Raw genomic sequence first — 25267 nt, forward strand, 5'->3', positions numbered from 1 at the left:
CTAAGGCTTTTTCAAGGTTTTTTTTAGATTTAACTATAACGCCTTGCAAACTAAGAAGTTGAGTAAGCTGTTTCTTCATTTTTCGACTGTGTTTATTCAGGTATTAACTAACATTTTAGCATAATAAGTCCTGAAGAACCAAACTTTCGTCCGCCTGCGCGGACTAGATTATAAAGGGGGTGGCTAACCCGGATTTGATATCAGACCCCATTTATATAACTTTGCCACGCCTGCCAGAAAAAGTAAATGGCTAAGATAGCTAGTAGTGTACTAAATGCAAAACTGACCACCTGATCCGGTAATTTAGGCAAAAAACGGGTACTAATTTGCGCTCCCAATAAACCCCCTGTACCGAGAAGTAATCCTTCAATCCATAACACATTCCCTTGTACAGCATGACCGATACAAGCCGAAATTGCGGTAATTACAATCACGCCTAAACTGGTCTGAATTGCTGTTTTAATACTCTCTCCCAAAAGTAAAATTTGCAAGGGAACCATAATCACGCCTCCACCCACACCAAATAAGCCAGCGAGTAAGCCGGCGCTACTTCCTGTGCCAATTCTGGCTAATGCTGCTTTGCTTTTTGAGTGGGGAGTTTGTCGTTGATGTTCCGTTTCTGGAGCGTCTTGCTTTTCTCTGGCTTTCAAACGTTTGCGGAGTCGAACTAAGTAAATATTAAGTAGGAGTAATAGTCCAAATGCCGCTTTTAACCAGTAGTCGGCAAATAATTCTGTTAAATAAGCGCCAATCGGCGCTGTTATTATAGCCGGAAAGCCAATGGCAATGATGCGTTTAAAATTTATGTTACCCAGCCGCCAATTCTGTAATGTACCCGAAATCGCTGTAATGACGATTGACAGGGTGCTTGTAGCAACGGCTTGTTGATAGTCATATCCTAACGTTACTAATAAAGGTACAAGAACTGTACCGCCACCGATTCCCAAAAAGCCTGCTAGGATTCCGGCAAATAAGCCAGCAGATGCAAAAATTAATAACTGGGTCGGTGTCATTGGTTATTGGTTTTATGTCTTATGTCATTCGTCCTATGTTTTTTAGAAGGGCGGGTTTAGTCAAGTTATCGGATATCAACCGAACGTTATCTGTAAAACCCACCCCTACAGGTTTAACCACTAACTGCTTTGTTCGGGAATGGTGATATCTAACGATGTGACATTGTTAGAAAGACTGGTTAAGGGAGGCTGAATTGCATCTGTATTCCCAACGACTAACGTAACCAGTTGATTGGGTTGTAGATATTTTTGAGCCACCCGTTGCACATCTTCAATCGTCGTCTCTTTCACCTTCTGCTGATATTGGAAGAGAAAATCTTCGGGATACCCATAATATTCATACCGCATCAGCCGTGATAAGGTTTGGCTGGGATCTTGAAAGTTAAAGACAAATGAGTTCAAAACTTGGTCTTTAGCCGACTCAAGTTCTTCTGGGGTAACAGGTGTGGTACGGATTTTCTCAATTTCTGAGCGAATCGCTTGAATAAAAGATACAGTTGCTTCAGAACGAGTTTGTCCACCCGCAACAAACATCCCAGGATAGTCGTGGCGAGGACTCCAGAACCCATAGACAGAGTAGGCTAACCCTTGGCGCGATCGCACTTCGTTAAATAACCGTCCACCAAACCCATTCAGGATTTGATTCATCACATCCAACGCCGGATAATCAGGGTTATCAAATTCTCCACCAATATGTCCCAGATACACATAACTTTGGGTAAGTTGATCCTGATCCACGACAAATAAACCCTCTTCCTTTGCCTGAGACGCCGAGGGTACGGTTATCTCTGGGGGAGGTGATGGGGGATTCCAGTTACCAAACTTCTCCTGAATCCGCGATCGCATCTTGTCTGAATCAAAATCTCCCACGATACCCAAAATCATCCGTTCTGGATGGAAATATTTCTCATAAAATTCCACCACATCATCACGGGATATATTAGCTAGGGTTTTATATTCGATGGTGCGGGCATAGGGACTCTGATCCCCATAAATCAGTTTAGTAAATTCGCGACTGGCAATATCTTTAGGATCATCATTGCGACGGGCAATTTGTCCAGCTTGTTGCTTTTTCGCCAACTCCAGCTTATCTTCGGCAAAGGCAGGCTTTTTAATCACCTCAGCGAATAAGTCAAACACCATATCCACATCTTCACTGAGGGCATTGAAACTGGCGCTACCGACAGAGGTATCAATACCTGTTTCCACAGACGCCGCTCGTTGTTCGAGTAACTGATTCAGTTCATCCGGCGAATGTTCTGTTGTCCCACCTGTGCGGAGAACTTCTCCGGTAATATTAGCTAAGCCAACCTGATCAGCCGGTTCAAGGCGATCGCCTGTACGAATCATCGCTGTACCACTCACCAAGGGCAATTCGTGGTCTTCCATTAAATAGACGACGATGCCATTATCCAGTTGATAGCGAGTATACTCAGGAATCTGAATCTCTGACAGAGGCGGAAACGTTAACTCGGTATAATGCTTCGCCGTCGCCGCTACAGCAGGCGTGCGCGATACGATAACCAGAAGCATCGTAGCAACCAGTAATCCAAACCAGCGCCAGACTTTGCGACCGAATCTATTCAATATAAGATTGCTCATTTGTCATTTGTCCTTCGTCATTTGTCCTTCGTCATTTGTCCTTTGTCCTTTGTCATTTGTCATTTGTCAGAGATTTAGAACTATTAACACAACCGAATAAAACTGAGTGTATTTCCACCCACCTACTCAATCGCCAAAACCTCTGCGTTACTCTGCGTAAACCTCTGCGTCCTCTGCGTTAAAAAACAATTCGCAAGACAACAGATTCAACCCAACAAATAACCAATGACAACAAACTATTGACTCGATAACAACCGTCCAATGGTACGATTTTCCGGCGTGAACGTCTCTTGAGCCACCCTTTGGATATCAGCCGGTGTGACTTGGGCAATTGCCTGGATTTCATTAAACAGATTACGCCAGTCGCCTGTTTTCACCTCATATTCGACTAAATTACGTGCCATCCCCATATTAGAATCAAGCGATCGCAATAAGCCAGCACGGACTTGAGTTTTCACACGTTCGAGCTCTTGAGGTGAAACGGGTTCGGTTTTGAGTTGTTCAATTTCTTCTCGCAGGGCTGTTGCTACTTCTTCAACAGTATGTCCGGGTGCAGTTAGGGCATATAGCAGCATCAGATTTGGATATTTATCTCCTGGAAAACCGCTAAATCCGGCGGCGGAGAGGGCGACTTGTTTTTCTTGGACCAACGATTTATACAGGCGAGAGGTGCGACCATCGCTGAGTAAACGCCCAATAATTTCATAAACCACATGGTCAGGATGAGTACGAGAGGGTCGATGATATCCTTCTAAATACCAGGGTTGAGACGGTAATTCCAACGTCACCTCCCGCGTTTGTTGTTGGGGAGGTTCGACTAGGGTTACTTCAGGTGCGGCAGGTTTTGCCTCATAGCGCCCGAAGTACGTTTGAGCCAACTGTTTAACCTCATCGGGATCAACATCACCCACAATGGCAACGGTTAATTCACTGGGAACATAGTAAGTTTCAAAGAATTGCCGCACGTCTTCACGAGTCAGGTTGCGGATGTCTTCGTCATAGCCAATCACAGGACGCCGATAGGGATGGACTTGGAAAGCTTCATCCAAAAAAGCCTCGATCATTTGACCGATTGGCGAGTTGTCGGTTCGCAGACGCCGTTCTTCGAGAATCACTTCTTGTTCTTTATAGAATTCGCGAAACACAGGTTCTAGGAAGCGTTCCGACTCCAAAGACATCCACAGTTCCAGTTTGTTAGAGGGGAAGCTATAGAAGTAAACTGTCGCATCGGCTGACGTGGCTGCATTTAACCCGACGCCTCCAGCTTGTTCAACGATTTGACCCAACTCATTTTGCTTAACCAAGCTAGCGGCTTGGGCTTCGACTTGGGCAAATTCCGCTTGTAATTGGACAACCTTTGCCTCGTTCCCTGCTTTTTTCGCCGCTTTAATTTGTGCCGATAACTGATCCAAGCGGTCTAACAGGGGTTTTTCTGCCTGATAATCTCGCGTTCCGATTTTCGTGGTTCCCTTAAAGGCTAAATGTTCCAGAAAGTGAGCCACACCGGTTTTGCCCACAGGTTCGTCAACACCACCAACATCAGCATAGGTGGCAAAGGAGACAACGGGGGCTTGATGCCGTTCGAGGACGATGAACTTCATCCCATTATCCAGGCGAAACTCGCTCACCTGGTCAATCACGCCATCCAAATAAGGTTGGATTGATTCAGCATTAGTGGGTGGGGTTTCGGTACGAGCCAAAGCCCCCAATGGTATACTGCTCCATACCAGGGTTACGACTAAGAACGCTCCCAGGATGGAGCGCCATGGGTACTGTCCGAATGGAATAGTCCAACGCGGAAAAGGCAAAATAGATCGATTTTTTGTCATTTGTCATCCTCGCGACGCGAGAAGCCAGCTACGTTATGTTAGGTGTCAGGGGTGGGGCAATAGTGACAGAACTTTATATAGTTTAGCTATTTGTAGGGGCTATTCTGTGCCATGCCCCTACAGATTTTATTTCGGGTGTAATCCGTAGCAACTAACTTTTTGTAAATTTTCACCCGTTTGGGGGAAGAAATAACCTAGTGTAAAATACGTCTTATCTTAAAAGCGTGCCTTTTCTGGTATAGATAACCTGTCGCCCATAGCCCTTGCAGCTCATTTTGGAGTCCAATGCGAATCTTACATCAGCCCCCTCAGTCAGAGACAGAGACAAAGCAGCGTATCCTAGATGCTGCCCAACGTTTATTTGCCAGTCGAGGGTATAACGGCACAACAACCCGCGACTTAGCCGCAAAAGCGGGTGTTGCTGAAGGGACTCTATTTCGCCATTTTGAGAATAAAAAAGCCATATTAGTCGAGGTGGCGACTCAAGGATGGGTGGAATTGCTCACGGATTTGCTAACTGAATTGAGCGAAATGGGGAGTTATAAAGCCGTGGCGCAGGTGATGCGGCGGCGGATGATGCGGATGCATGAAAATGCGGATATGATGCGGGTTTGCTTTATGGAAGCCCAGTTTCACCCCGATTTACGCGATCGCATCCAGTCGGAAGTCATTGCTAAAATGTCTGATGTGGCGGAAGCATTCTTTGAAACGGCAATGGAGCGGGGGATATATCGGCGTACTAACCCCAAGGTTGTTGCCAGGGTATTTTTAGGTATGTTTGCTGTGGCGGGATTTAGCGATGAGACAATTATGGAACCAGGTGCCTCTCTTAAAGATGTGCAAGAAATGGCAGAAGGCATTGCTGATATTTTCCTTAATGGTGTCTTAGCCAAGGAGTAGAGACGTTGCATGGAACGTCTCTACAACTTAGGCAATTCCTGTGCTTGTTGAATCCAAGCAGCGACTTGATCAACAGTAGGAGACAGATCACGGCGTTGCATCGTTGCTACTTGGAGTCGTAAAATTTGCTGGTGTAACTTGTGAGTCGGGGTTTGAGCAAGCTGCTTTACTGAAATAATGCCAGCGTGCAGCAATAACCCGCAGTAGTCATAGCCAATACTAGGTACGCGAGCTAAATCAGCCAGTGCTACCCATTTATGCACATATTGTGCCTTGATTTGCAGTTGATTGGCTAGGACTTGTTGAGATTGGCGACTATTGGCGAGTTTGAGGAGTTGAGTCGTTGTCGTAATTCCCTGTTGCTGAAGCTTAGCGCAATCTTGCTCACTCAATCCAGGAAGATGTTCGATGGCGCGATCGCATACTGGAATAGTACGACGAGGGATTTTGGGTTGCTTAGACATTTTAGGGCATAAATTAGGTCGGCACAATTAAAAGAAACGAGTCATGTAATGCTGTAGACAGCATCCTATCCTCACTTATTGCTAAAGTAAACTTGACTCCATCTATCCAGTCTTGTCTCGAAGACGATTCATGGTCAATCGTTTAAGCAGTCGCCCACAACTCATAGCGGTGTTAGTTTTCGTCTTCATTGCCCTTGCACCCCTTGTCGTGCTCTTTACCCAACAACCCCCTTACCTCTCCCCACCGCAACTGCTGAGTGATCCGTTTCTCCAATTGCCTACCGACACCTCTGTGCGTGTGGTTTGGTTTACAGAATTTGCCGGAACCCGTCATAGTGTAGCTTACGGACAAGGACTAAGACAGGTTGCGATCGCCAACACCACCAAACTCACTCGTACCCGGGAAGACCAAAAATCCCGTGTTGGAGAACAAACCGAAGATGCTCAAGTTTACCAAAAACCCACGCCAAGGGATATCTGGCGACATGAAGCCAAGGTAACTCGACTCACTCCCGGTCAACGAGTTCCCTATCAAGTCACTAGCGTGCGGAATGATGGGCAAATTGTCAAGAGTAACCCCTTTACCTTAGCCTCTGCACCTCCCCCACATAACCCCCTAAAAATCCTGCTCACCTCGGATCACCAACTCATGCCAATGACAGCCGTCAATCTACAAAAGGTAGCAGAAACCGTGGGGAATGTGGATGCCGTTTTTCTCGCCGGAGACTTAGTAAATATTCCCGATCGCGCTTCCGAATGGTTTGATGATAATCGCGGCGGTGCTTTCTTCCCAGCACTTCAGGGACATGCTGATTATAAACTGGAGTACAATAACATCACCACCCTCTACACCGGGGGTGAATTAATTCAACATGCGCCCTTATTTCCCGCCACTGGAAATCACGAGGTTATGGGACGATTTTCTACAGATAGCGGATTAAATGACCAGTTCAATGACCCCCTTCCTCGCCAAGTTGCAGCAGAAATTTATCAACAAACTTCTTCCCTATTAAACCCTAAAAACAATCCAAACTGGCTCAAAGATAATTCCTTTAATACCGACACATACAACGAAATTTTTACTCTGCCGGGTAAAGAGAACTATTATGCCATTACCTTTGGTGATATTCGCCTAATTTCCCTGTACATTACCAATATTTGGAGAAATCCTAGTCTCAAACCGAATGTCAAAGGACGATATCGGGAACGGGAAGCGGATTTAAATAATCCTACCGCTTGGGGATATGGACAGCATATTTTTGAACCAATTAAACCGGGAAGTCCTCAGTCTAACTGGCTCAAGGCTGAACTCAACAGTCCAGAGTTCCAACAAGCCAAATACAAAATCGTTATGTTTCATCATCCTCCCCATTCTTTAGGAGATAATATTGTCCCGCCTTATACTGACCCCATACAAACTATTGAACGGGATAGAAAAGGCAAAATTACGGCGGTGCATTATGACTATCCCCCCCAAGCCGATTATATTATTCGGGATGTGATCCCCTTACTCGAAACCGCAGGTGTGCAACTGGTTTTATATGGACATTCCCATCTCTGGAATCGCTTTGTGAATTCTCAGGGAATCCATTTTCTGGAATCATCAAATGTGGGGAATACCTATGGGGCTTACCTGGGCGAAAAACAGCGCCAAGTGCCAAAGGGAAAAGAGTATGCCGCTACAGGAGATCCCAATGGATTAGAACCGATTCTGCCAACGATTGCACCATTGCGCGGGGAAGATAACCAACCCTTACCGTATATTGCCAGTAACGATATCACCGTATTTAGTATTTTAGATACCAGTACAGGAATCGTCAGTAGTTATCGCTTTGATACCACAAAACTAGACTCAGATGTAATTGAATTTGATGAATTTAAAATCGCTCCGGTTCGTAGGGTGCGTTAGCGCTTGCGTCACGCACCTTTACCCTGGGGTACAATAAAATATAAAAAAGAAAATTCGTGAACAAAGTGGTAGACAACCTATGGCATTTACAGATTTCAAATCCCTGGCTCAAGTTCAACAAGAATACAATATCAAGTATTCAGAAGAGAGCTTTATTTCATATATTGACTTGAACCCTTCGGATAATTTCCGTAACGAACTTGAATTTAACCTAGAAAATATAGATGTTTTTACATCTGAAGCCTCTCGCTGTGAGAATGTTATTTATCCAATCTTAAGAGAAGTCTATAAAAGCTTTGTTGACAACTACACACTCTGGAGTCATAAATCCATTACTTATGACCATAAACTCACAGGCACACCGGATTATTTAATATCAACAAAATCAGAACTCGGAAAAACTATTCTGGGTTTACCGCTTATTGTCGTTGTTGAAGCCAAACAGAATAACTTTATTGAAGGGTGGGGGCAATGCCTTGCGGAGTTAATTGCCGCACAGAAGATGAACCAGAATGAAACACAACCTGTCTATGGCATTGTTACCGATGGAGAATTATGGCAACTGGGGCGGCTTGTATTAGATACTTTTACCAAAGAGAAAACCCGAATCGCGATTACAGATTTAGATAAACTATTTGGCGCGATCGCGTTTTTGCTAACGGCATTGAAACCGTAGGGGCGCACGGCGTGCGCCCTGACATTAACGGCGTGCACCCTGACATTAACGGCGTGCACCCTGAGATTAACGGCGTGCACCCTGACATTAACGGCGTGCACCCTGACATTAACGGCGTGCGCCCTGACATTAACGGCGTACACCCTGAGATTAACGGCGTGCACCCTGACATTAACGGCGTGCACCCTGAGATTTACGGCGTGCGCCCTGACATTAACGGCGTGCACCCTGAGATTAACGGCGTACACCCTGACATTAACGGCGTGCACCCTGACATTAACGGCGTGCACCCTGGTACTAGATTGACACAGCTAAAATGGTGGATTAGATATGTCGATTTTAGGGGCGCATGCCATGCGCCCCTACGGTTTCGGGGCGCAAGATTAATTGATCACATAAGGTGTGCCGAGCCAATACCCTGACATTTTCAGGGATTAAACCGTGACGAAATTCGCCGCCGTGAGCGTGGTTGTATCCACCCCATTCAGGATAGCCAGAACATCACTACCAACCAGGATTTCATCGCCACTAAAGGTGAGAGAACCGAAGTCCAAACCACCAGAAAGACCAATCAAATCTGTAGTAACCTGGAAGTCACTAATCGTATCAGTACCTTCCCCAGCCGCGAAGACAAAGGTATCGCCACCCTTACCACCGGTTAACAAGTCATCCCCGGCACCGCCTGTGAGGATGTCAGCACCTTTGCCACCATCAAGAATATCGTTACCTGCACCGCCGTTGAGAATGTCATCGCCGCCAGCACCGATATTGAGATCATCTCCCAGTAGCAAGTCATCACCATTACCACCATTGACGACATCCCCACCCCTGCCACCGATTAAGGTATCATTGCCTGCCAAACCGTCGAGGGTATCTGCACCATTGCCACCGTTGAGAAAGTCATCCCCGGCGTCACCGCTGAGGGCATCAACGCCATTACCGCCGTCGATAATTAGTCCAGCAACGGCAGTCACTCCTACCGTCACCGCACCCGTACTACTTTCGATGCCATCGCTGAGGGTATAGTTAAAGCTAGCATCCCCGGTGAAACTATTATCTGGGCTGAAGATGATAAAGTCATCGCTAAAATCACCCACAGTACCATTATCATTCAGGGTGACAGTGCCGCCTACTGCGTCGCTAACCCCAGTGATGCGTAAATCCGAAGCTGGGTTATCGGCATCGGTGTCATTGGCGAGGAGGGTGCTGACGTCAATGGTGAGGGGGGTATTTTGAGCTGTGGTAACGCTGTCGGCATTGGCAACAGGAGCTAGTTCATATTGAAAATCATCATAGCCAATACCACCGCCATCAGTGATGGTGTTGATACTAATGCGGGTAATGTTACTAAATGAGGATAAATCGATAAGATCTGGGTTCAAGCCATTTCCATCGGTGACGAGATTAACGGTTTCAATCGATCCATCAGCCGTATAGACAGTAATCAGAGCTGCCGTACCATTGGTATCGTCACCTATTACCCTAAAGGAGAGATTATTAACGGGTTGCTCAAAGTCTAGGTAAAGGTTTTGGTTCGCATCAAGATTGCCACTTAGATTTGTTACACCGATGAGGTTTGGACTAGAGGTGTTGAAAAGAGGAGCTAAGCTGAGTGTCGAGACATTATAGCCTGATTCCGTTGAAAATGTTACTCCGTCGTACTGATCACTGACAACTGCACCAGCAGATAAATCGTCAAAATTGATTACTGTCGGCATGACTTATCACCTTTATCGTTAGTTTTTATTGTTTTGGAGTTGAACCGTTAGAACTACTCTAGCCAGATTACAGAACGAAAAAAACACATAAAGTTAGCTATTGCTCCTGCCCTAATCTTCACCAAATTTTCCCCACAAATTCATGGAGTCTTTACAAAAACGGGTTGACGTTTGACTGGGCTTTATTTATGAACAAGCATTGATTACATAATTTCTTTTTTTTGTCAATATATTAAATTAGCTAATTTTACCGTTCAAGTTAGCGACTTGAGGCGGGAGCCATGTGATAACCTATATCTATTCAGGTAACAACCTTTTGACGGTATGTGGCGTCAAGTCAGCGTGAATGGTGTAGGGGCGGGTTTCACCACTATCTTTTCGGTTGCAACCATAAGTAACTAAACCCGCCCCGACTCAGGTTTCTAGACTTCCCATGACAAGTCAGATGCCCCTGAGTGAAGCAAAGGGTCAAAATTATCCCATTGGCTAGGGGCGGGTTTAGTCTTTAGTAATTCGCCATCTTCAACTAGAGGGATGGTTCAAATTATCCCATTGGCTAGGGGCGGGTTTAGTCTCATCGGGGTTAACAACGAAAAGATAGTCGTAAAACCCGCCCCTACAGGCAAATTTCACCTGTGAACTGCCGTTTTTTTCCTCAACACTGTTTCAACTGGTTGTGATATGCATTCTACTCAAGACCTATTTGATTTCGCCCTGGAATCAATCAAAAATAAAACTCAAACCGAACTGAACTATATCCAGAAAATCTTACTCTGGGAAGTCCTGAATAATCCCCAAAAAAGCTATCGGGAAATTGCCGAAGAGCAAAATTATTCGGAGCGATATATTAGCCATACTATTGCGCCGCAATTATGGGAAAAGCTTACTTATGTCTGGGGAGAAAAAATTGGCAAAAAAAATTGTTACGTTCAGTTATCTAACCGACTCGCACAAAAAAAGCAACTCTACCCGTCTGAGTTAAGCCCAAACCAACAAGGGATTTCCTGCCAATTGCCCGGTAGCCCCATTCCCTTAGAGTCTCCGTTTTATGTCGAGCGCTCTCCCATCGAATCCAAGTGTTATCAAGAAATTCTCAAACCTGGTGGATTCCTGCGAATTACCTCTGCAAAAAAGATGGGAAAAACCTCTCTAGCGCAACGAATTATCAACCGGGCTAAACAGTACAACTTTTCCACAGTATACATCAGCTTAAACTTAGTCGAGAGTCAAATATTCAATTCCACAGCAAAATTCTGGCGCTGGTTTTGTGCCAACCTGACTCGACAGCTTGAGTTAGCGTCTCAACTCGATGACTACTGGGATGAAGATATGGGCAGTTTAGTCAGTTGTACTGCCTATATTCAAGACTATATCCTGCCAGCAATCGATTCTCCGATACTCCTGGTATTAGATGACGTGAACCAGTTGTTTTCCTTTCCCACCTTAAGCCATGACTTTTTAGCCTTGTTGCGTAGCTGGCATGAGCAAACAAACTACAATGTCATTTGGCAAAACCTGAGACTGGTACTCCTTAAGTCAACCGATTGTTATATTGCCTTAGATGTGAATAAATCACCGTTTACTGTCGGGTTATGCTTAAGTTTACCCAGGTTTACCGCTGATCAGGTTGAAGAATTAGCCCGACAGTATGGAGTTCAGTTATCATCAACGGAATTAGCCGAACTGATGAGTTTATTCGGCGGATTTCCCTATTTAGTGAATTTAGCGCTTTATCATAGCGTGTTTGACGATATCCCGTTAAGGGAATTATTCAGCACAGCCACCAGTGAAACCGGAATTTTCAGCCAATATTTGCACGAAGAATTAAACTATCTGCAAAACTATCCTGAGTTAGAGACAGGTTTTAAGCAAGTTTTGAGGGCGCAAGCACCTGTGGAATTAGAGCAAGTGTTGGCATTTAAGTTAAAGAGTTTAGGTTTGATCGATCTCAAGGAAACCACGGCTACGGTGAGTTGTCAGTTGTATCAAGAGTATTTTAGCTATGCGACTCAATTGATCATTGGTTAGGGCGTCGGTTAATAAACCGGGTTATGAAAATGAAATGCTGATAGGAGAGTTGTTATTTTTACGAGAAACCCGGTTTCGGGGAATAATTGAATTAGTGAATGGGGCGAAAGCCTCCAATCTCTACTCTAAACAACTCGTTCATTGCCGCCATCAATGGGAATATTCGCCGCCGTTGTTTTACTGAATAAATTTCCACAGAGTTCTACGGCTAATTCGGCGACATCATGGCTAGTTATTTCAACGTTGAGCAGATTATTGGTTTTATATTCGTCTACCGTTAAACCATAAGCAGCCGCACGAGACTTTAATACCTCTTCTGTCCAAATTCCGGTATCAAAAACGGCATTCGGATGTACAGAATTGATCCGAATTTTATCTTGACTCCATTCCAAAGCCGCCACCCGTGTCAATTGATTTAACGCCGCTTTAGACGCCGAATAAGCAGCAGCGCCAACTCCAGGTGCATAGACATTTTTCGAGCCAATAACGACAACTCGACCGCCTTTGGGGGCTAATTTTAAAAAGGGATGACATTCTCGCATTAAAATTAAGTTCGCATCCAAATTAATAGTGATCACCTTTCGCCAGTCCTGGGTTGATAAATCTTTAATTGGACACCCCCCTGGAAAGATGCCCGCATTGAGGATTAAGATATCTAAACCTCCAAACTTACGAATCGCTTTTTCTAGACTTTGAGTAATAGCGGTTTCATCGGTGACATCACAGGTTATGCCGATAAAGTCAGGACGATTATACAGGGTTTCAATATCCTTATTTATATCTAAACCCACAACAGCAGCACCTCGTTTTAAGAGAGAGTCTACACAGGCTTTACCAATACCCGACGCGGCTCCTGTAACTAAGGCAATTTCGCCAGTGAAGGCGGGTTCTTTTCCTCCTTTCTTTAATTTGGCTTGTTCTAACTCCCAATATTCGACGGCAAAGATATCTTGGGCGGATAGGGGTTTATATTCCTCTAAGTTGGTCGCCGTTTCTATCACATCAATGGTATGATCATAGATATCAGCGACAATATTTGCCGCTTTAATCGTTTTGCCAATGGTACAGAGTCCTAGTTCTGGATCTAGGATAACTCGGGGAATGGTATCTAATATAGTATGCTCAGGACTAGCATGAGTTTGGAAATAGTCTTGATAGGCTTGACTATAGGCGTCAACATCTTGACTGATTAAAGGCAGACGCTTGGTGCGAATCACATGATCCGGTGTCGCTGGACCTTGTTGAGAAATTACCCCAATATCTTCGCGTTGGGCAAACGCCATATATTTAGGCGATTGATCACTGGATAAAATAACCGGAAATCCGGTTATTGTTGAAAGCTGATGCCGTAATTTGGCTAAGGGTGTAGCTAAAGGTTTTTCTTGCCAAACACTACTGGGAGACGGAGAATAAGCGTTATGGTTATGTAAACAGTCTTCCGCTGCACTAACCAGTGAAATCATTCGGTCATAAGACTCTTTAGCGGTATCCCCAAAGGAAAAAATACCATGATTCATCAAAACCATTCCGATAGTATTTTCATCGGCTTCTACTGGAAATTTCTCTCCACACAATCTGGCTAAATCGAATCCCGGCATAATATAGGGAATGATCACAACTTTATCACCATAAATTTCCTTAATTCTCTGCAAACCGTTGGGAGTATTGGTAATGGTGACAATCGCATCGGCATGGGTATGATCCACATATTTGTGGGGTAAAATGGCATGGAGAATAGTTTCAACAGAAGGAGAAGGGGCTGTAGCAACAGTCATCTGAGTTTTCAGCTCATTGACCATCTGAGAATCAGATAAAGCGGGAAGTTTGGCTAATTTCAACAGATGCGCCATTCTCACGGGAGCAAACCCTTCTTTTTCAATCGTGGCTAAATCCCAACCACTCCCTTTGACATAAAGAATGTCTTCTCCTTCTCCGACTAGGTTTTTTTCGGTGATTTTGACCGAGGTATTGCCGCCTCCATGCAAAACTAAAGATGGATCTTTTCCTAAGAGACGAGATGTATAAACTCGCAGTTCTAAGTCACTTTGATATTGACTGGCTTCTTGAGGATTCCAGAGATTTTTCATCGTTAATCTGTATGTTGGGTTTGACACTCTCTTGTGTAAAAATAGCGGATACGGACACAATAGAGTTCAATCATTATACGGGTTTTCCGGTGTACAATGGCAAGGCGCGATCGCACCTGGGTTATCTGGATTGATTGATCACCATTTCCATCGGTTCATCCATTCGTAGGGGCGCACGGCGTGCGCCCATGATGTCGGCGTGCGCCCATGATGTCGGTGGTTGTCGCCATGGCGTTTCCTTTGTGTATCCTGGGGAGAAGCGATCGCGCCTAGGTTATCTTCAATTTACCCCGATTATCTGGATTAACCACGGTTTACGTTCATCCAGATTATTGCCTTGGGGTTTTTTGGGTGTAACATCGTCCATGCGATCGCGCCTGGGTTATTTTAAATGTACCTGGGTTATCTGGATTGATCACGATTTCCATCGGTTCATTCATTCGTAGGGGTGCACGCCAGGTAATGGGCGCACGCCATGAGCCCCTACAGTTGACAACGGGGGTGGATTTAAACGGCGGGTGATTAGAATGGTAAATCTAATTCCATTGATTGATAATTGGGATCATGGTACGGGTTGTCTGCGTCAGATTCCCATCGACGGGGATTGTTGATAATGTAGTTTCGGATGTTGAATAATGATTTTTGATTGCGAATGATATGTTCGTAATAGTTCCGTTGCCAAATGGGAGTTCCAATTGATTGACGCATCAAGTTAATGCGTTTGGTGACAGTGGATTTAAACCCAGCCATAAATGATGATAAGGAACGAGCTGGGCGATGGATGGGTAAATTGGATAAGGGTGTATCGGGTTGTTTCCCTGTGGGGGAAGTGTATTCAAATTGAGGAAACCCAGGGTTGTTTCCCTTATCGATTGGATCAATGGGATGATTATTTCTTTCTTTTGATGGGGTAATGATGACAATACCGTGGAGATGATTGGGCATAATTATCCATGCATCCAATTGGATTTCTTGGCGTAATTGAGCCGAATACAGCCATTCTTGGGCGACAATCTTACCAATTTGATTTAAACCCATTTTCCCGTTGCGAATTTCGCCAAACCAGCAGTGGCGTTGGTATGTGCAAAGGGTGACAAAATATGCCCCAGGTTGGGCGTAATTGTAACCCTTGAGGCGAATCGAATGGCGATGATAGTAATCTGGGTGAAAATTCATAACCAATTGGCGATCGCAAGATTATTTTACCTGTCTGTCTGCCCATCCGTCCATCCATCGGTTCATCCATTCGTAGGGGCGCACGGCGTGCGCCCATCCCACGGCGTGCGCCCATGATGTCGGTGGTTGTCGCCGTACCGTTTCCTTTGTGTATGATCGTCGATGCGATCGCGCCTGGGTTATTTTAAATGTACCCCGATGATCGGGATTGACCACGGTTTAATAGGCGCACACCAGGTAAAGGGCGCACGCCACTGGGTAAAGGGCGCACGCCGTGCGCCCCTACGGGTTCCGCACCCGGTTTAAACATTGAACCGAAATAGCATCACATCGCCTTCTTGTACCACATACTCTTTCCCTTCCGCCCGCACTAATCCTTTGTCCTTCGCCGCATTCATTGAACCAGACGCCACTAAATCATCATAAGCAACCGTTTCCGCCCGAATAAAACCCCGCTCAAAATCAGTGTGAATCGCGCCGGCGGCTTGGGGTGCTTTCATTCCTGCTGTAATCGTCCAAGCACGGGTTTCTTTGGGTCCGGTGGTTAGAAAGGTACGTAATCCTAATAAATTGTATGTAGCGCGAATTAAGGATTTTAATCCCCCTTCTTCCACGCCTAATGACTCCAAGAAATCTCCCCGTTCATCTTCCGGTAACTCAACTAATTCTGACTCCACTTGCGCCGAAACCACCACGACTTCCGCTGTCTCAGCCGTGGCTACTTGTCGGACTTGTTCCACCCATTCATTCCCAGTCGCTAAATCATCTTCTGACACATTCGCCGCGTATATAATCGGTTTAGCACTGAGTAATTCCAACGGCTTCACCGCCTCGGCTTCGTCTTCAGTTAAACTGATATTCCGCGCCGATTTGCCTTCATTCAATCCCGCACTCAACTTTTCCAAGGCTTCCAGTTCCAACTGCGCCTCTTTACTCGTCCGCGCCTGTTTGCGGGTGCGTTCCATGCGGCGTTCCACTTGGGCTAAATCTGCTAACGCCAGTTCCAGATTAATCACGTCAATGTCGCGCACTGGATCAACGGAACCGGAAACATGGATAATATTCTCATCATCAAAGCAGCGCACAACATGGACAATGGCATCTACTTCCCGGATATTGGCTAAAAATTGGTTACCGAGTCCCTCACCTTTACTCGCCCCCTTCACCAATCCAGCAATATCGACAAACTCAATCCGAGTTGGCACAATTGCGACAGAGGTGGAAATTTTTGCCAGCACGGACAACCGTTCATCTGGTACAGCAACAACCCCGACATTCGGCTCAATCGTACAGAAGGGGAAATTCGCCGCCTCTGCTTTAGCATTGGCGACGAGGGCATTAAATAAGGTAGATTTGCCTACGTTGGGCAATCCCACAATTCCGGCTCTTAACATGTCAGGACAATTTGGAAACGATTAAGGAGTTCTAAACGTGGTTAAAATTATCGGTCGCAAACCCTTGGGTACTCAACCAGTCTATGACATTGGCGTCGAGCGCGACCATAATTTTATGCTCTTCAATGGCTCGGTGGCGTCAAATTGCTTTAACAAGTCCCACTCCACGGCTTATGGATATGTTACCTATCAAACGGCTTATCTGAAAGCCAATCATCCGGTGGAGTACATGACGGCGCTGCTGACGGCTAGTAGTGGGAATCAGGATAAGGTACAGAAGTACATCGCCACCTGTGCGACGATGAACATCGATGTCTTGCAACCGGATATTAACCGATCGCAGGTCGATTTTACCCCAGTCTCTGGCAAAATCTTATTCGGACTCTCGGCGATTCGGAATTTGGGCGAGGGGGCGATTGACAATATCCTCCAGAAACGGGAAAAGGAGGGAGATTTTCAGTCATTAGCCGATTTTTGCGATCGCGTGGATTTGCGGGTGGTGAATCGTCGCACCTTGGAATCCCTGATTTACTCCGGGGCGTTTGATAGCCTAGAACCGAATCGCAAACAACTGATTCAAGATTTAGATGTGCTGATTAGTTGGGCGCAAGATCGAGCGAAGGATCGAGAGAGTGGTCAAATCAATATTTTTGATATGTTAGGAAGCGCTGATAATAACGACAGTGATGGGAATGATGCCTGGAAAGCCGCCCCAAAAACACCGAGGGTTGATGATTTCTCGGCTCAAGAAAAGCTGCAGCAAGAAAAAGAATTGCTCGGATTCTACGTCTCAGAACACCCCCTAAAATCCGTGCGTCAAGTCGCCAATCAGGTACTTATGCCGATTAACCTCAACGAGTTAGGCGAGCAAAGTAAACGCACAATGCTTAGTGCTATTGTCATGTTGGCTGAGGTAAAATTTCACAATACCAAAACAAGCGGCGAACGCATGGCATTTGTGCAAATGGAAGACCTTACAGGTCAAGCTGATGGCGTGATTTTTCCTAAAACTTTTGAGCGGATTAGTTGCTTAATTGAAAAAGATGCCCGTCTAATTGTTTGGGGCAAAGCAGATGAACGAGATGAGAAAATCCAGATGATCATCGAAGACGTCGAACCCATTGAAAAGGCACAAATGATTATCGTGGAACTGACCCCCCAGCACGTAAACAAAAAGACCATGGAATATCTGAAAGCGATTTTGCAAGAACAATCAGGGGAGAGGAAACCACAAAAAGTGCCAGTTATCGCTAGGGTTGGGGCGTTAAATCAGAGTCAATTTGTGCGCTTTGATCCTAAATACTGGGTACAAGATTATGAAGGTATGGTTGACAGGCTGAAGTCGGCGGGATTTCAAGCTCGAACCAAGGCGCTGACGCCAACTAAATAATCAGGACTTATGCAAATTCCCCCACAGGCGCTACCTGTAGGGGACTCTTCCTGAACATCCGTGTCAACTTACTGTGGATAGGGTTGCTGCGTAAGCCCTGAAGTTGAAACCAATGAGAGCTTGCGCCCCCACCGATGTACCGCATCAGACGGGAAATTGCTATATTTATAATTTTTTTACAACAGAAAGTGCCATCTTTGCAATTCCTTCATATTCTTTCATTTAGGATGATCGACAGATACCAAATGATTAACTGGGAAAAGCAACATGCCCGAATATCAATGGAAGCTGGCTATCGTCGAACGCAACCTGTTGTATTCTAACTGGATAAAGTTGATGCCAGAGGCACAAGAGCGAATGTTAGAGGAAGCTGAAGAATTGATTAGGGAGTTACCGCTATTAGATAAGCAACGATTACTTGCATTTTTGGCAAGTCTTAAAAACTATACCGAAAAACATTTTCACCATAAAATTCAGCAGATTGTTAGCCATCATATCCGAATAAATTCACAAAATATTATCGGGATAACCTTGCTCTCTGGTAGTACCGTATAACGGATAGAATTGGATTGACATCCACCCAAAACCCTGTAGAGACGTAGCATGCTACGTCTCTACTTCCTCAGAGTGTCCTAGTTAGCGGTCGAGACTTTTTCGACACACAGTCTTACACTTGGATGTAAGGAAAGTTTCCTAACCGTCAGTAGTCGCAGAGGGAGTGAAAGACTGTATCCTCAGTCTTACCTATCTCTGGGATTAGTTTCATTAGGGTTATCTACCGTTAACGATTATGCTGTCACCATTTTTCATACTATTCCTCTATACTTCGCTTTGGGTTTGGTTTTTTGGTGGATTTACTGCCAAAAAACCCGATAAAAAAAAGACACCCGAAGAACAGTTGGGAGAATCATTGTCTAAATACCTTTCTTCCTTGGACATTCCTAAAAAGAGTTAACCGATTAAGTTGACAAATCTCCAATACCTTTAGACAGACCCCACCCTAACCCTCCCCTTATAAAGGGGAGGAATCAGGGAACTCAAACGGCTTTGGTTTAGGGGGTTAATGTCACAACAGATAGGATAAAAAACTCACTGGACTTGTAATTCACTCAAAATCAATTTCAACAAGTCGCTGTAGCAAGTCCGCCTCTTGAGTCATTGCCTGACGAATCCGGGCAATCATATACGAGGCAGTATTCTTATTGACTCCGATTTTCTTCGCTAACTGACGCACACTGATCCGTTCCAGAGGATTGAGAACCAGATAAATTGCCAGAACCCATTTTTCTAAGTCAACATGAGTTTTGTGAAACAGAGTCCCAACTGTAACGCTATATGAAGTAAAGCATTCGTTACATTGATATCGGCGTTCTTTTTTTAAGCGTCGAGAATGAGTTGATTGGCAATAGGGGCATTGAGGATACTTACCCCACCGGATTTGTTCGAGACGGGCAAGGTAATTCTCGTTTTTTTGGCTCATCTTTAGTTCCAAAATCTGATGAACCAAAGATGGATGATAAAACTAAAGTAAAGAGGTGTTTTACATCATAGAATGTTGCATAAAAATGCCCAGGCAATCTGCCTAGGCGCTAAATTGACGCACTCTAAAATTTCTGGGACTCAAGTGCGGAATATGGGATTTAAGTACCTGGAGATAAAGTATGTACGCTGTACTAATAAATGTTAAGAATCCTCAAATCATGACTATTCCCCGTTCCCTATTAAGAATTCCCTTGTCCTCATGCTCAACTTTAATTGTGTCCGACTAATTCAAGTGTGATGGGGTACTACCGTAAGGTATCTAGCCAAGCCATATTTGCTTCACTCAGGGCGGGTTCTGGCGGCATCGAATAGTCAATCACCAGGTCAAGGGCGGCTTCCTGATAGGCTTGTTCAAGTAAGGTAGCTAAATCGATCGCAGGTTCAACGTCTACGGCGCTCAGGGGTAATAAAAACACGGGTATTGGCTCCCGCAGATTGAAGGGATAGCGTTCTGCAGCAGGTCTTTCATCGGCTCGACTGACCAGGATTTGATAGTCTGCTTTGCATCCACCTTGGACAGGCATGGGTTCACCGCTTCTGAGCAGATCAATTTCGACCAAATGGGTTTGGCTGCTGAGCAAGGTTTGACGCTTTTTTAGGTACTGCGATCGCCCTTCGCCGGATCGTTTATTCTTGGGTGATAGCACTTCAATAACCGTAATAACCTTGCGAGTAGCCACTTCGCGAATTTCCAAAAAGCGTTCAGTGACTTCTTCGAGCATGGGTACCGTCACGCGCTCAGGCTGGCTCAAAACGGCGGCTGAGGTAGAGGTTGTAGTGCGATTAGGCGTTTGCTGAACCACTGTTGTATCAGGAATACCGACTAAAACAGAATCCAAATAAACCCGCTTATCGACAGCCGCCCGATATTTGGGGTTAAGTACTGGGTTGAGTGTCCTCATTAATCCACTAATTAACCCATAATGGACTTCGGGCCAAATGTCTGGTCGTTCCAGGTAGGGGTTCATGCCAGGAAAATTAGGTTTACCAGTCATATCAAGTCCGGTAGATTCGGTTGTGTATAGTCTTACTTGTAAGTTTTGAGGGGTGTAGGGGCGAGTTTCACTACTATCGTCTCTTTTTGACCCAGATGCAACTAAACCCGCCCCGATTAATCCTTCGCTCTAGGACATGGCGCGTGACCCTTCACTTCGCGCATAGGGCATGGTTTTGACTTAAATTTGCCTTTCTTTTACTAACTCCTGGGCTGTATTGGCGAGTTTTCTGGCTAAGGTAGAATCCCCTTGTTTGTCAGCAATAACTGCCATGGCTTGTAGAACCTCCGCATTCGTAACGCCGCGTTCCTGCATTCCTTTGACTTCGTTCTCAACGTCTTGGGCAGAAGGTATAAATTTGTTCACCGCATATCATAGCCAAATAGATTCGGATTAACGTCTCCCAATTCCAAATCATCTAAGCCATACTCGACCCAGCGCCGATCAACCATAGCGGCGACATCTGCATCGGATTCCAATGGTGCACCCCATTCATGTTCAGTTTCGGGAGGAATTTTAGTCGTTGCATCAATCCCCATGCGTCCGCCTAAACCAATCTTTTCACTGGCAAAATCTAAGCTATCAAAGGGCGTATTGGGCAGAATAAATACATCTCGCGTGGGGTCTACTTTGGAACTAATTGCCCACACCACTTGACGCGGATCACGGATATTAATATCTTTATCCACAACAATTACAAATTTGGTGTAAGTAAATTGGGGTAAAGCACTCCAAAACGCTAAAGCTGCCCGTCTAGCTTGTCCAGGATAGGCTTTATCAATGGAAATAATCGCGGCTTTGTAACTGAGGGCTTCCATGGGGAGGAAGAAGTCCACAATCTCGGATACCTGTTGTCGTAAAATTGGCGTATAAATCCGATTGAGTGCGATCGCCATCATCGCTTCTTCCTTCGGGGGACGCCCACTGAAGGTGGTGAGATAGATTGGGTTTTGGCGATGAGTCATGCAGTGGAAGTGAACCACCGGGGAATCTTCGACGCCGCCGTAATATCCCATGTGATCGCCAAAGGGTCCATCGGGTAATACTTCCCCCGGTGTGATCGTCCCTTCGAGGACAAACTCTGAGTCGGCGGGGACTTGTAAATCTAGCGTCTTGCACTTTGCCAGTGGCACCCCGGAACCGCCGTAGAGTCCAGCAAACAACCATTCGGAAAGGTCTACGGGAATCGGGGTGGCGGCTGCCATAATGATTAAGGGGTCAACCCCTAGCGCGATCGCAATTTCTAGTTTCTTGCCATTCTGCGCCGCTTTGCGTAGGTGTCTCGCCCCACCGCGTACTGATAACCAATGGACACTCATGGTATTACCCGATTGCAGTTGTAGACGGTATACACCCACATTGGGTATACCCGTTTCACAATCTTTAGTAATCACCAACCCCAAGGTAATAATTTTTCCCGCATCCCCTGGATAGGGACGAATTAGGGGCAGTTTATTTAAATCCAGGGCGTCTCCTTCCACCACCACTTGCTGACAGGCGGGGAAAAAATCTCGTCCCGGTTTGGCTTTGACGACATCAAATAAAATCTTGCCAAACTCCACCGCCTGGGAAATTTTCTTCGGCGGTTTTGGCTGTTGTAGCATTCCCAGCTTTTTCCCCAGTGTTTCCAACTCCTGGGGATGTTCCATCTTCATCGCCCAACACACCCGTTCCTCGGTTCCCATCAGGTTGATGGCGACGGGAAATGATGAACCTTTGACATTCTCAAACAGCAAGCCAGGTCCGCCTGCCTGTAGCATCCGATTGGATATCTCGGCAATTTCTAAATCCGGGTCAACCAACGCCTTAATCCGGCGCAACTGTCCCCGTTCCTCTAAAAGCTGAATGAATGCCCGCAGATCTCTCGCCATAGTTAAGATGTGTAAAGCTTTTTCTTTCTTTTATTATGGACGCATACGCTATCCTCTGTGCGACTTCGTGATATGTCTGATCCGTCCAGCGTGCCATTGGGAACTGATACAGTGACTATTGATCAAATTTGCGATTGCGTTTACCAAATCGTCCTGGATATCCAACAGCAGCATCCGGAACTCCTCAAAGAAAAGTACAGGACTACTCCTTGGCATACCCCGCACAATCAATCGGTCTTCATCAAGAAATTAAAAGCTAGACTGACTCAAGCTGAGGACGAGGAAGCCAAACTGATAAACATACGGCGTTTCCTAGAAATTTTACTCCTTCCCAGCTATTTTACACAACCCAGTTTTGGTGAATTGACTCAAACTCTACAGTCCTCAATTCCCCCACATTCCCCATCGCCGTCGCCGGAATTGGTCAGTTCAGATAGTTCGGAAGCTGTACCTTCTCCGGCTTCAGTGACCAATAATTCCCCAGGTATTGCCATTCTTTTACTAGACGCCGAGAACCTACAACTGGATATTGAAACTGAAAAATTTCTAGCAAAACTCTGTACCTATCCGATTCAAATTAAAGTCGCCTTTGCCAATTGGCGCAGCCTCGGCAAAAAAGACGCAGAATTCCACAGTCGTGGGTATGAACTGATTCACGTTCCACCAGGGAAAGACAGTGCCGATGTGAAAATGGCAACGGTGGGATCGTCAATCTTTATCCATTATCCCAATGCTAGGGAAATATTAGTTTGCTCCTCGGATGGAGTGATGACTCATCTTTATAATACACTTCGGACTCATGGCTTTACTGTTTATTTAGTTCGCAAACAAGGGGATACGATCACCGTTTTAAATAGTGATACGAACCAGACTCAAAGACATTGCCTGAGTCCGCCACCTGAAATTCCGGGTCTGGAAAAATTTATTGAGCAAATCAAAGCGATTATTAGACTTGAACAAACTCGCACCGGAAATCAGTGGGTTAAACTGTCTAAGATTTCTAGTTTATTTCGCCGCCAGTACCAGACAACAATAAGTTGCTTGGTTTCATACCACTGTCCTGGTAAAACGGTTCCAGATTTTTTTCTTGATTACCCGAATGAGTTTGTCTTACACAACTTACCGGAACAGTCAGGGTTGTATGTAACGTTGTTTGAAATGTATTCTTCAGTTATCGCTCCTAATCCGAGTGCCTCGACCGAATCTCCGGATTTAAATAGTTTTTTAAATACAAAGATTAAATCCAAGGTTGAGTTAGAACAAGAATTAGTTAAAATAGTCAAAAGACTCATGGCTGATTCGGGTCAAACCTCTGTTCCCATTTCTAATGTGGGTAGTGAATTCTGCAAACAGCATAAGCAAGGAATTACTCAGGTGCTTAAAGGTTTGAACATCAGCGTTAAATTTATAACCTTTTTAAAGGGGTGTAATTTATTCGAGCTAAAAAAAACTGGAAAAGAATATAAAATTACACCTGGTAATTTCACAAAAGAAGAAACCCAAAATGAAATTAAATCTACTCCAGAATCGATCACTTCATTCAAAGAATTAGAGAAAGTCATAAAAAACATAATTGAGACAAGAATTCAGGTATCTGGAGCTAAAGATATAGCCGTCAATGACGTAAAGAAAGAGTTTCAGGATCAGTACCAAATGACAGCCGATGCTTGTGTTAAAAAGTTTGAACCCAAGTCGAGTCTGATTAAATTCTTACGCAACCGTCCAACTATGTTCAATATGGCTTTAATTGACCAGGACTATCGAGTCGCGATCGCAAAAGAGTTAAACTGAAGATAAATCCCATTTTCCTACCCCATCTCCAATGTCTTCAAGAAGTCGGAGATCTAGTTCCTTACCTGTTGGACAATAGGTCTGTCGCGTTATAGTATAAAAGTTACCAGGGTTAATTTTGCGAAATTAGTCTGAGATTTCCAATGACAAGAGTCTATGATTTATTAATCCAAGGCGGTTTAGTAATGCTGCCCATTCTGGGATTATCTATATTAACGATATCCTGTGGGCTAGATCGTGCTTGGTTTTGGTTTCGATTATTAAGCCAAGAAGCTACCCTGGTGAACGATGTGCTAGCGGCGGCACAGTCGAATTTAGAACAGGCTAAAGACATAGCTGAATCGGCTCAAAACTTGCCCATTGGTCGCTTTCTCTATGCACCTCTCAAGCTGAAACAGCCAACACCAGAAACCTTTCGTTTAGCAATGGAAGCCGCTGGTGATAAAGAATTCATCAAAATGCGAAAAGGTGAAAAACTCCTGGAAACTATTGTAGCTGTTGCCCCTTTACTTGGTCTATTAGGAACAGTTACGGGTTTAATTAGTACATTCAATAACCTGAAAATTGGTGGGGGTGGAACAACAGTTGAGGCGACAAAAGTAGCTGGAGGTATCGGTGAAGCGCTAATTACCACAGCAGCGGGTATGATTGTGGCAATTATTGCGCTTTTAGTTCTCCGAACTATCGTCACTTTACACTCTCAGCAAATGGATTACTTTGCGGAAGTTGGGAGTGAGTTAGAACTTATTTATCGCCAGGTTTGGTACGAACCAACCCTCGCCAACCGTTCGTAGTTGCGCTGTCTTCTATAAATGCTGAAATTGCTAACTATAAACCTTTAAGTCAGTAAAATTATGAAATGATGGAATAGATTCTACATGG

Annotated in this window: 22 protein-coding genes; 9 read left to right on the top strand and 13 right to left on the bottom strand. The window is 45.0% G+C overall.

Annotation, left to right across the window (positions count from 1 at the left end; translation table 11 throughout):
* Positions 1-200: 200 nt before the first annotated feature.
* The 3 genes from RID09_RS19855 to RID09_RS19865 form a co-directional block, all read right to left on the bottom strand.
* Positions 201-1013, bottom strand: a complete 813-nt coding sequence (locus RID09_RS19855; RefSeq protein ID WP_446337648.1) for a sulfite exporter TauE/SafE family protein — start codon at positions 1011-1013, stop codon at positions 201-203.
* A gap of 120 nt (positions 1014-1133) precedes the next feature.
* Positions 1134-2615, bottom strand: a complete 1482-nt coding sequence (locus RID09_RS19860; protein WP_446337649.1) for a M16 family metallopeptidase — start codon at positions 2613-2615, stop codon at positions 1134-1136.
* A 236-nt stretch (positions 2616-2851) separates the two neighbouring features.
* Complete coding sequence (locus RID09_RS19865; protein ID WP_446337650.1) at positions 2852-4444, bottom strand: insulinase family protein; 1593 nt, start codon at positions 4442-4444, stop codon at positions 2852-2854.
* A gap of 285 nt (positions 4445-4729) precedes the next feature.
* On the opposite strand from RID09_RS19865, the gene RID09_RS19870 reads away from it, so the two are divergent.
* Complete coding sequence (locus tag RID09_RS19870) at positions 4730-5344, top strand: TetR/AcrR family transcriptional regulator (RefSeq protein WP_446337651.1); 615 nt, start codon at positions 4730-4732, stop codon at positions 5342-5344.
* Between the two features lie 20 nt (positions 5345-5364).
* Here RID09_RS19870 and RID09_RS19875 read toward each other — a convergent pair whose 3' ends face one another.
* On the bottom strand, positions 5365-5808 hold the full coding sequence (locus RID09_RS19875; RefSeq protein WP_446337652.1) for a DUF4332 domain-containing protein: 444 nt from the start codon (positions 5806-5808) through the stop codon (positions 5365-5367).
* A gap of 130 nt (positions 5809-5938) precedes the next feature.
* On the opposite strand from RID09_RS19875, the gene RID09_RS19880 reads away from it, so the two are divergent.
* Positions 5939-7717 carry a metallophosphoesterase family protein gene (locus tag RID09_RS19880; protein ID WP_446337653.1) on the top strand — a complete coding sequence of 593 codons (1779 nt, stop codon included), beginning with the start codon at positions 5939-5941 and terminating at the stop codon, positions 7715-7717.
* A gap of 79 nt (positions 7718-7796) precedes the next feature.
* Entirely contained in the window at positions 7797-8393 is a 597-nt protein-coding gene (locus tag RID09_RS19885; protein WP_446337654.1) for a hypothetical protein, read from the top strand.
* A 434-nt stretch (positions 8394-8827) separates the two neighbouring features.
* Here the strand turns inward: RID09_RS19885 and RID09_RS19890 are convergent, their stop codons facing one another.
* Positions 8828-10111, bottom strand: coding sequence for a calcium-binding protein (locus RID09_RS19890; RefSeq protein ID WP_446337655.1), 1284 nt, complete (start codon positions 10109-10111; stop codon positions 8828-8830).
* 681 nt (positions 10112-10792) lie between these two features.
* Between RID09_RS19890 and RID09_RS19895 the strand changes: the two genes are divergently transcribed.
* Complete coding sequence (locus tag RID09_RS19895; RefSeq protein WP_446337656.1) at positions 10793-12139, top strand: AAA-like domain-containing protein; 1347 nt, start codon at positions 10793-10795, stop codon at positions 12137-12139.
* Positions 12140-12264: 125 nt separating this feature from the next.
* On the opposite strand, the gene RID09_RS19900 is transcribed toward RID09_RS19895, so the two are convergent.
* Positions 12265-14226 (bottom strand): bifunctional aldolase/short-chain dehydrogenase, encoded by a 1962-nt coding sequence (locus RID09_RS19900; RefSeq protein WP_446337657.1) that lies wholly within the window; start codon positions 14224-14226, stop codon positions 12265-12267.
* Between the two features lie 134 nt (positions 14227-14360).
* Between RID09_RS19900 and RID09_RS19905 the strand changes: the two genes are divergently transcribed.
* The gene (locus RID09_RS19905; protein ID WP_446337658.1) at positions 14361-14672 is read left to right on the top strand and encodes a hypothetical protein; all 312 of its coding nucleotides are present in this window, start codon (positions 14361-14363) and stop codon (positions 14670-14672) included.
* 76 nt (positions 14673-14748) lie between these two features.
* Here RID09_RS19905 and RID09_RS19910 read toward each other — a convergent pair whose 3' ends face one another.
* The 3 genes from RID09_RS19910 to ychF form a co-directional block, all read right to left on the bottom strand.
* The gene (locus RID09_RS19910; protein WP_446337659.1) at positions 14749-15402 is read right to left on the bottom strand and encodes a transposase; all 654 of its coding nucleotides are present in this window, start codon (positions 15400-15402) and stop codon (positions 14749-14751) included.
* A gap of 21 nt (positions 15403-15423) precedes the next feature.
* The gene (locus tag RID09_RS19915; protein ID WP_446337660.1) at positions 15424-15618 is read right to left on the bottom strand and encodes a hypothetical protein; all 195 of its coding nucleotides are present in this window, start codon (positions 15616-15618) and stop codon (positions 15424-15426) included.
* Positions 15619-15704: 86 nt separating this feature from the next.
* Positions 15705-16796, bottom strand: a complete 1092-nt coding sequence (ychF, locus tag RID09_RS19920; protein WP_446337661.1) for a redox-regulated ATPase YchF — start codon at positions 16794-16796, stop codon at positions 15705-15707.
* A 37-nt stretch (positions 16797-16833) separates the two neighbouring features.
* Here ychF and RID09_RS19925 point away from each other — a divergent pair, with 37 nt between their 5' ends.
* Together RID09_RS19925 and RID09_RS19930 are read left to right on the top strand one after the other, a co-directional pair.
* Complete coding sequence (locus RID09_RS19925) at positions 16834-18186, top strand: helix-hairpin-helix domain-containing protein (RefSeq protein ID WP_446337662.1); 1353 nt, start codon at positions 16834-16836, stop codon at positions 18184-18186.
* A 267-nt stretch (positions 18187-18453) separates the two neighbouring features.
* A complete protein-coding gene (locus RID09_RS19930; RefSeq protein ID WP_446337663.1) occupies positions 18454-18741 on the top strand; it encodes a hypothetical protein in 288 nt (95 codons plus the stop codon).
* Between the two features lie 550 nt (positions 18742-19291).
* Here RID09_RS19930 and RID09_RS19935 read toward each other — a convergent pair.
* From RID09_RS19935 to RID09_RS19950, 4 genes are all read right to left on the bottom strand, one after another.
* Positions 19292-19666 carry a transposase gene (locus RID09_RS19935; protein WP_446337664.1) on the bottom strand — a complete coding sequence of 125 codons (375 nt, stop codon included), beginning with the start codon at positions 19664-19666 and terminating at the stop codon, positions 19292-19294.
* Positions 19667-19973: 307 nt separating this feature from the next.
* Positions 19974-20723: a DUF4058 family protein gene (locus RID09_RS19940; protein WP_446337665.1), complete on the bottom strand. Its 750-nt coding sequence runs from the start codon at positions 20721-20723 to the stop codon at positions 19974-19976.
* 180 nt (positions 20724-20903) lie between these two features.
* Entirely contained in the window at positions 20904-21089 is a 186-nt protein-coding gene (locus RID09_RS19945) for a hypothetical protein (RefSeq protein WP_446337666.1), read from the bottom strand.
* Entirely contained in the window at positions 21086-22594 is a 1509-nt protein-coding gene (locus RID09_RS19950; protein WP_446337667.1) for a UbiD family decarboxylase, read from the bottom strand. Before RID09_RS19950 ends, RID09_RS19945 begins: the two co-directional genes overlap by 4 nt.
* A gap of 111 nt (positions 22595-22705) precedes the next feature.
* On the opposite strand from RID09_RS19950, the gene RID09_RS19955 reads away from it, so the two are divergent.
* Together RID09_RS19955 and RID09_RS19960 are read left to right on the top strand one after the other, a co-directional pair.
* Positions 22706-24385, top strand: a complete 1680-nt coding sequence (locus tag RID09_RS19955; protein ID WP_446337668.1) for an NYN domain-containing protein — start codon at positions 22706-22708, stop codon at positions 24383-24385.
* 143 nt (positions 24386-24528) lie between these two features.
* Positions 24529-25179 carry a MotA/TolQ/ExbB proton channel family protein gene (locus RID09_RS19960; RefSeq protein WP_446337669.1) on the top strand — a complete coding sequence of 217 codons (651 nt, stop codon included), beginning with the start codon at positions 24529-24531 and terminating at the stop codon, positions 25177-25179.
* Positions 25180-25267 lie beyond the last annotated feature (88 nt).

The organism is Coleofasciculus sp. G1-WW12-02 (assembly GCF_040219735.1).
GTDB lineage: Bacteria > Cyanobacteriota > Cyanobacteriia > Cyanobacteriales > Coleofasciculaceae > Coleofasciculus.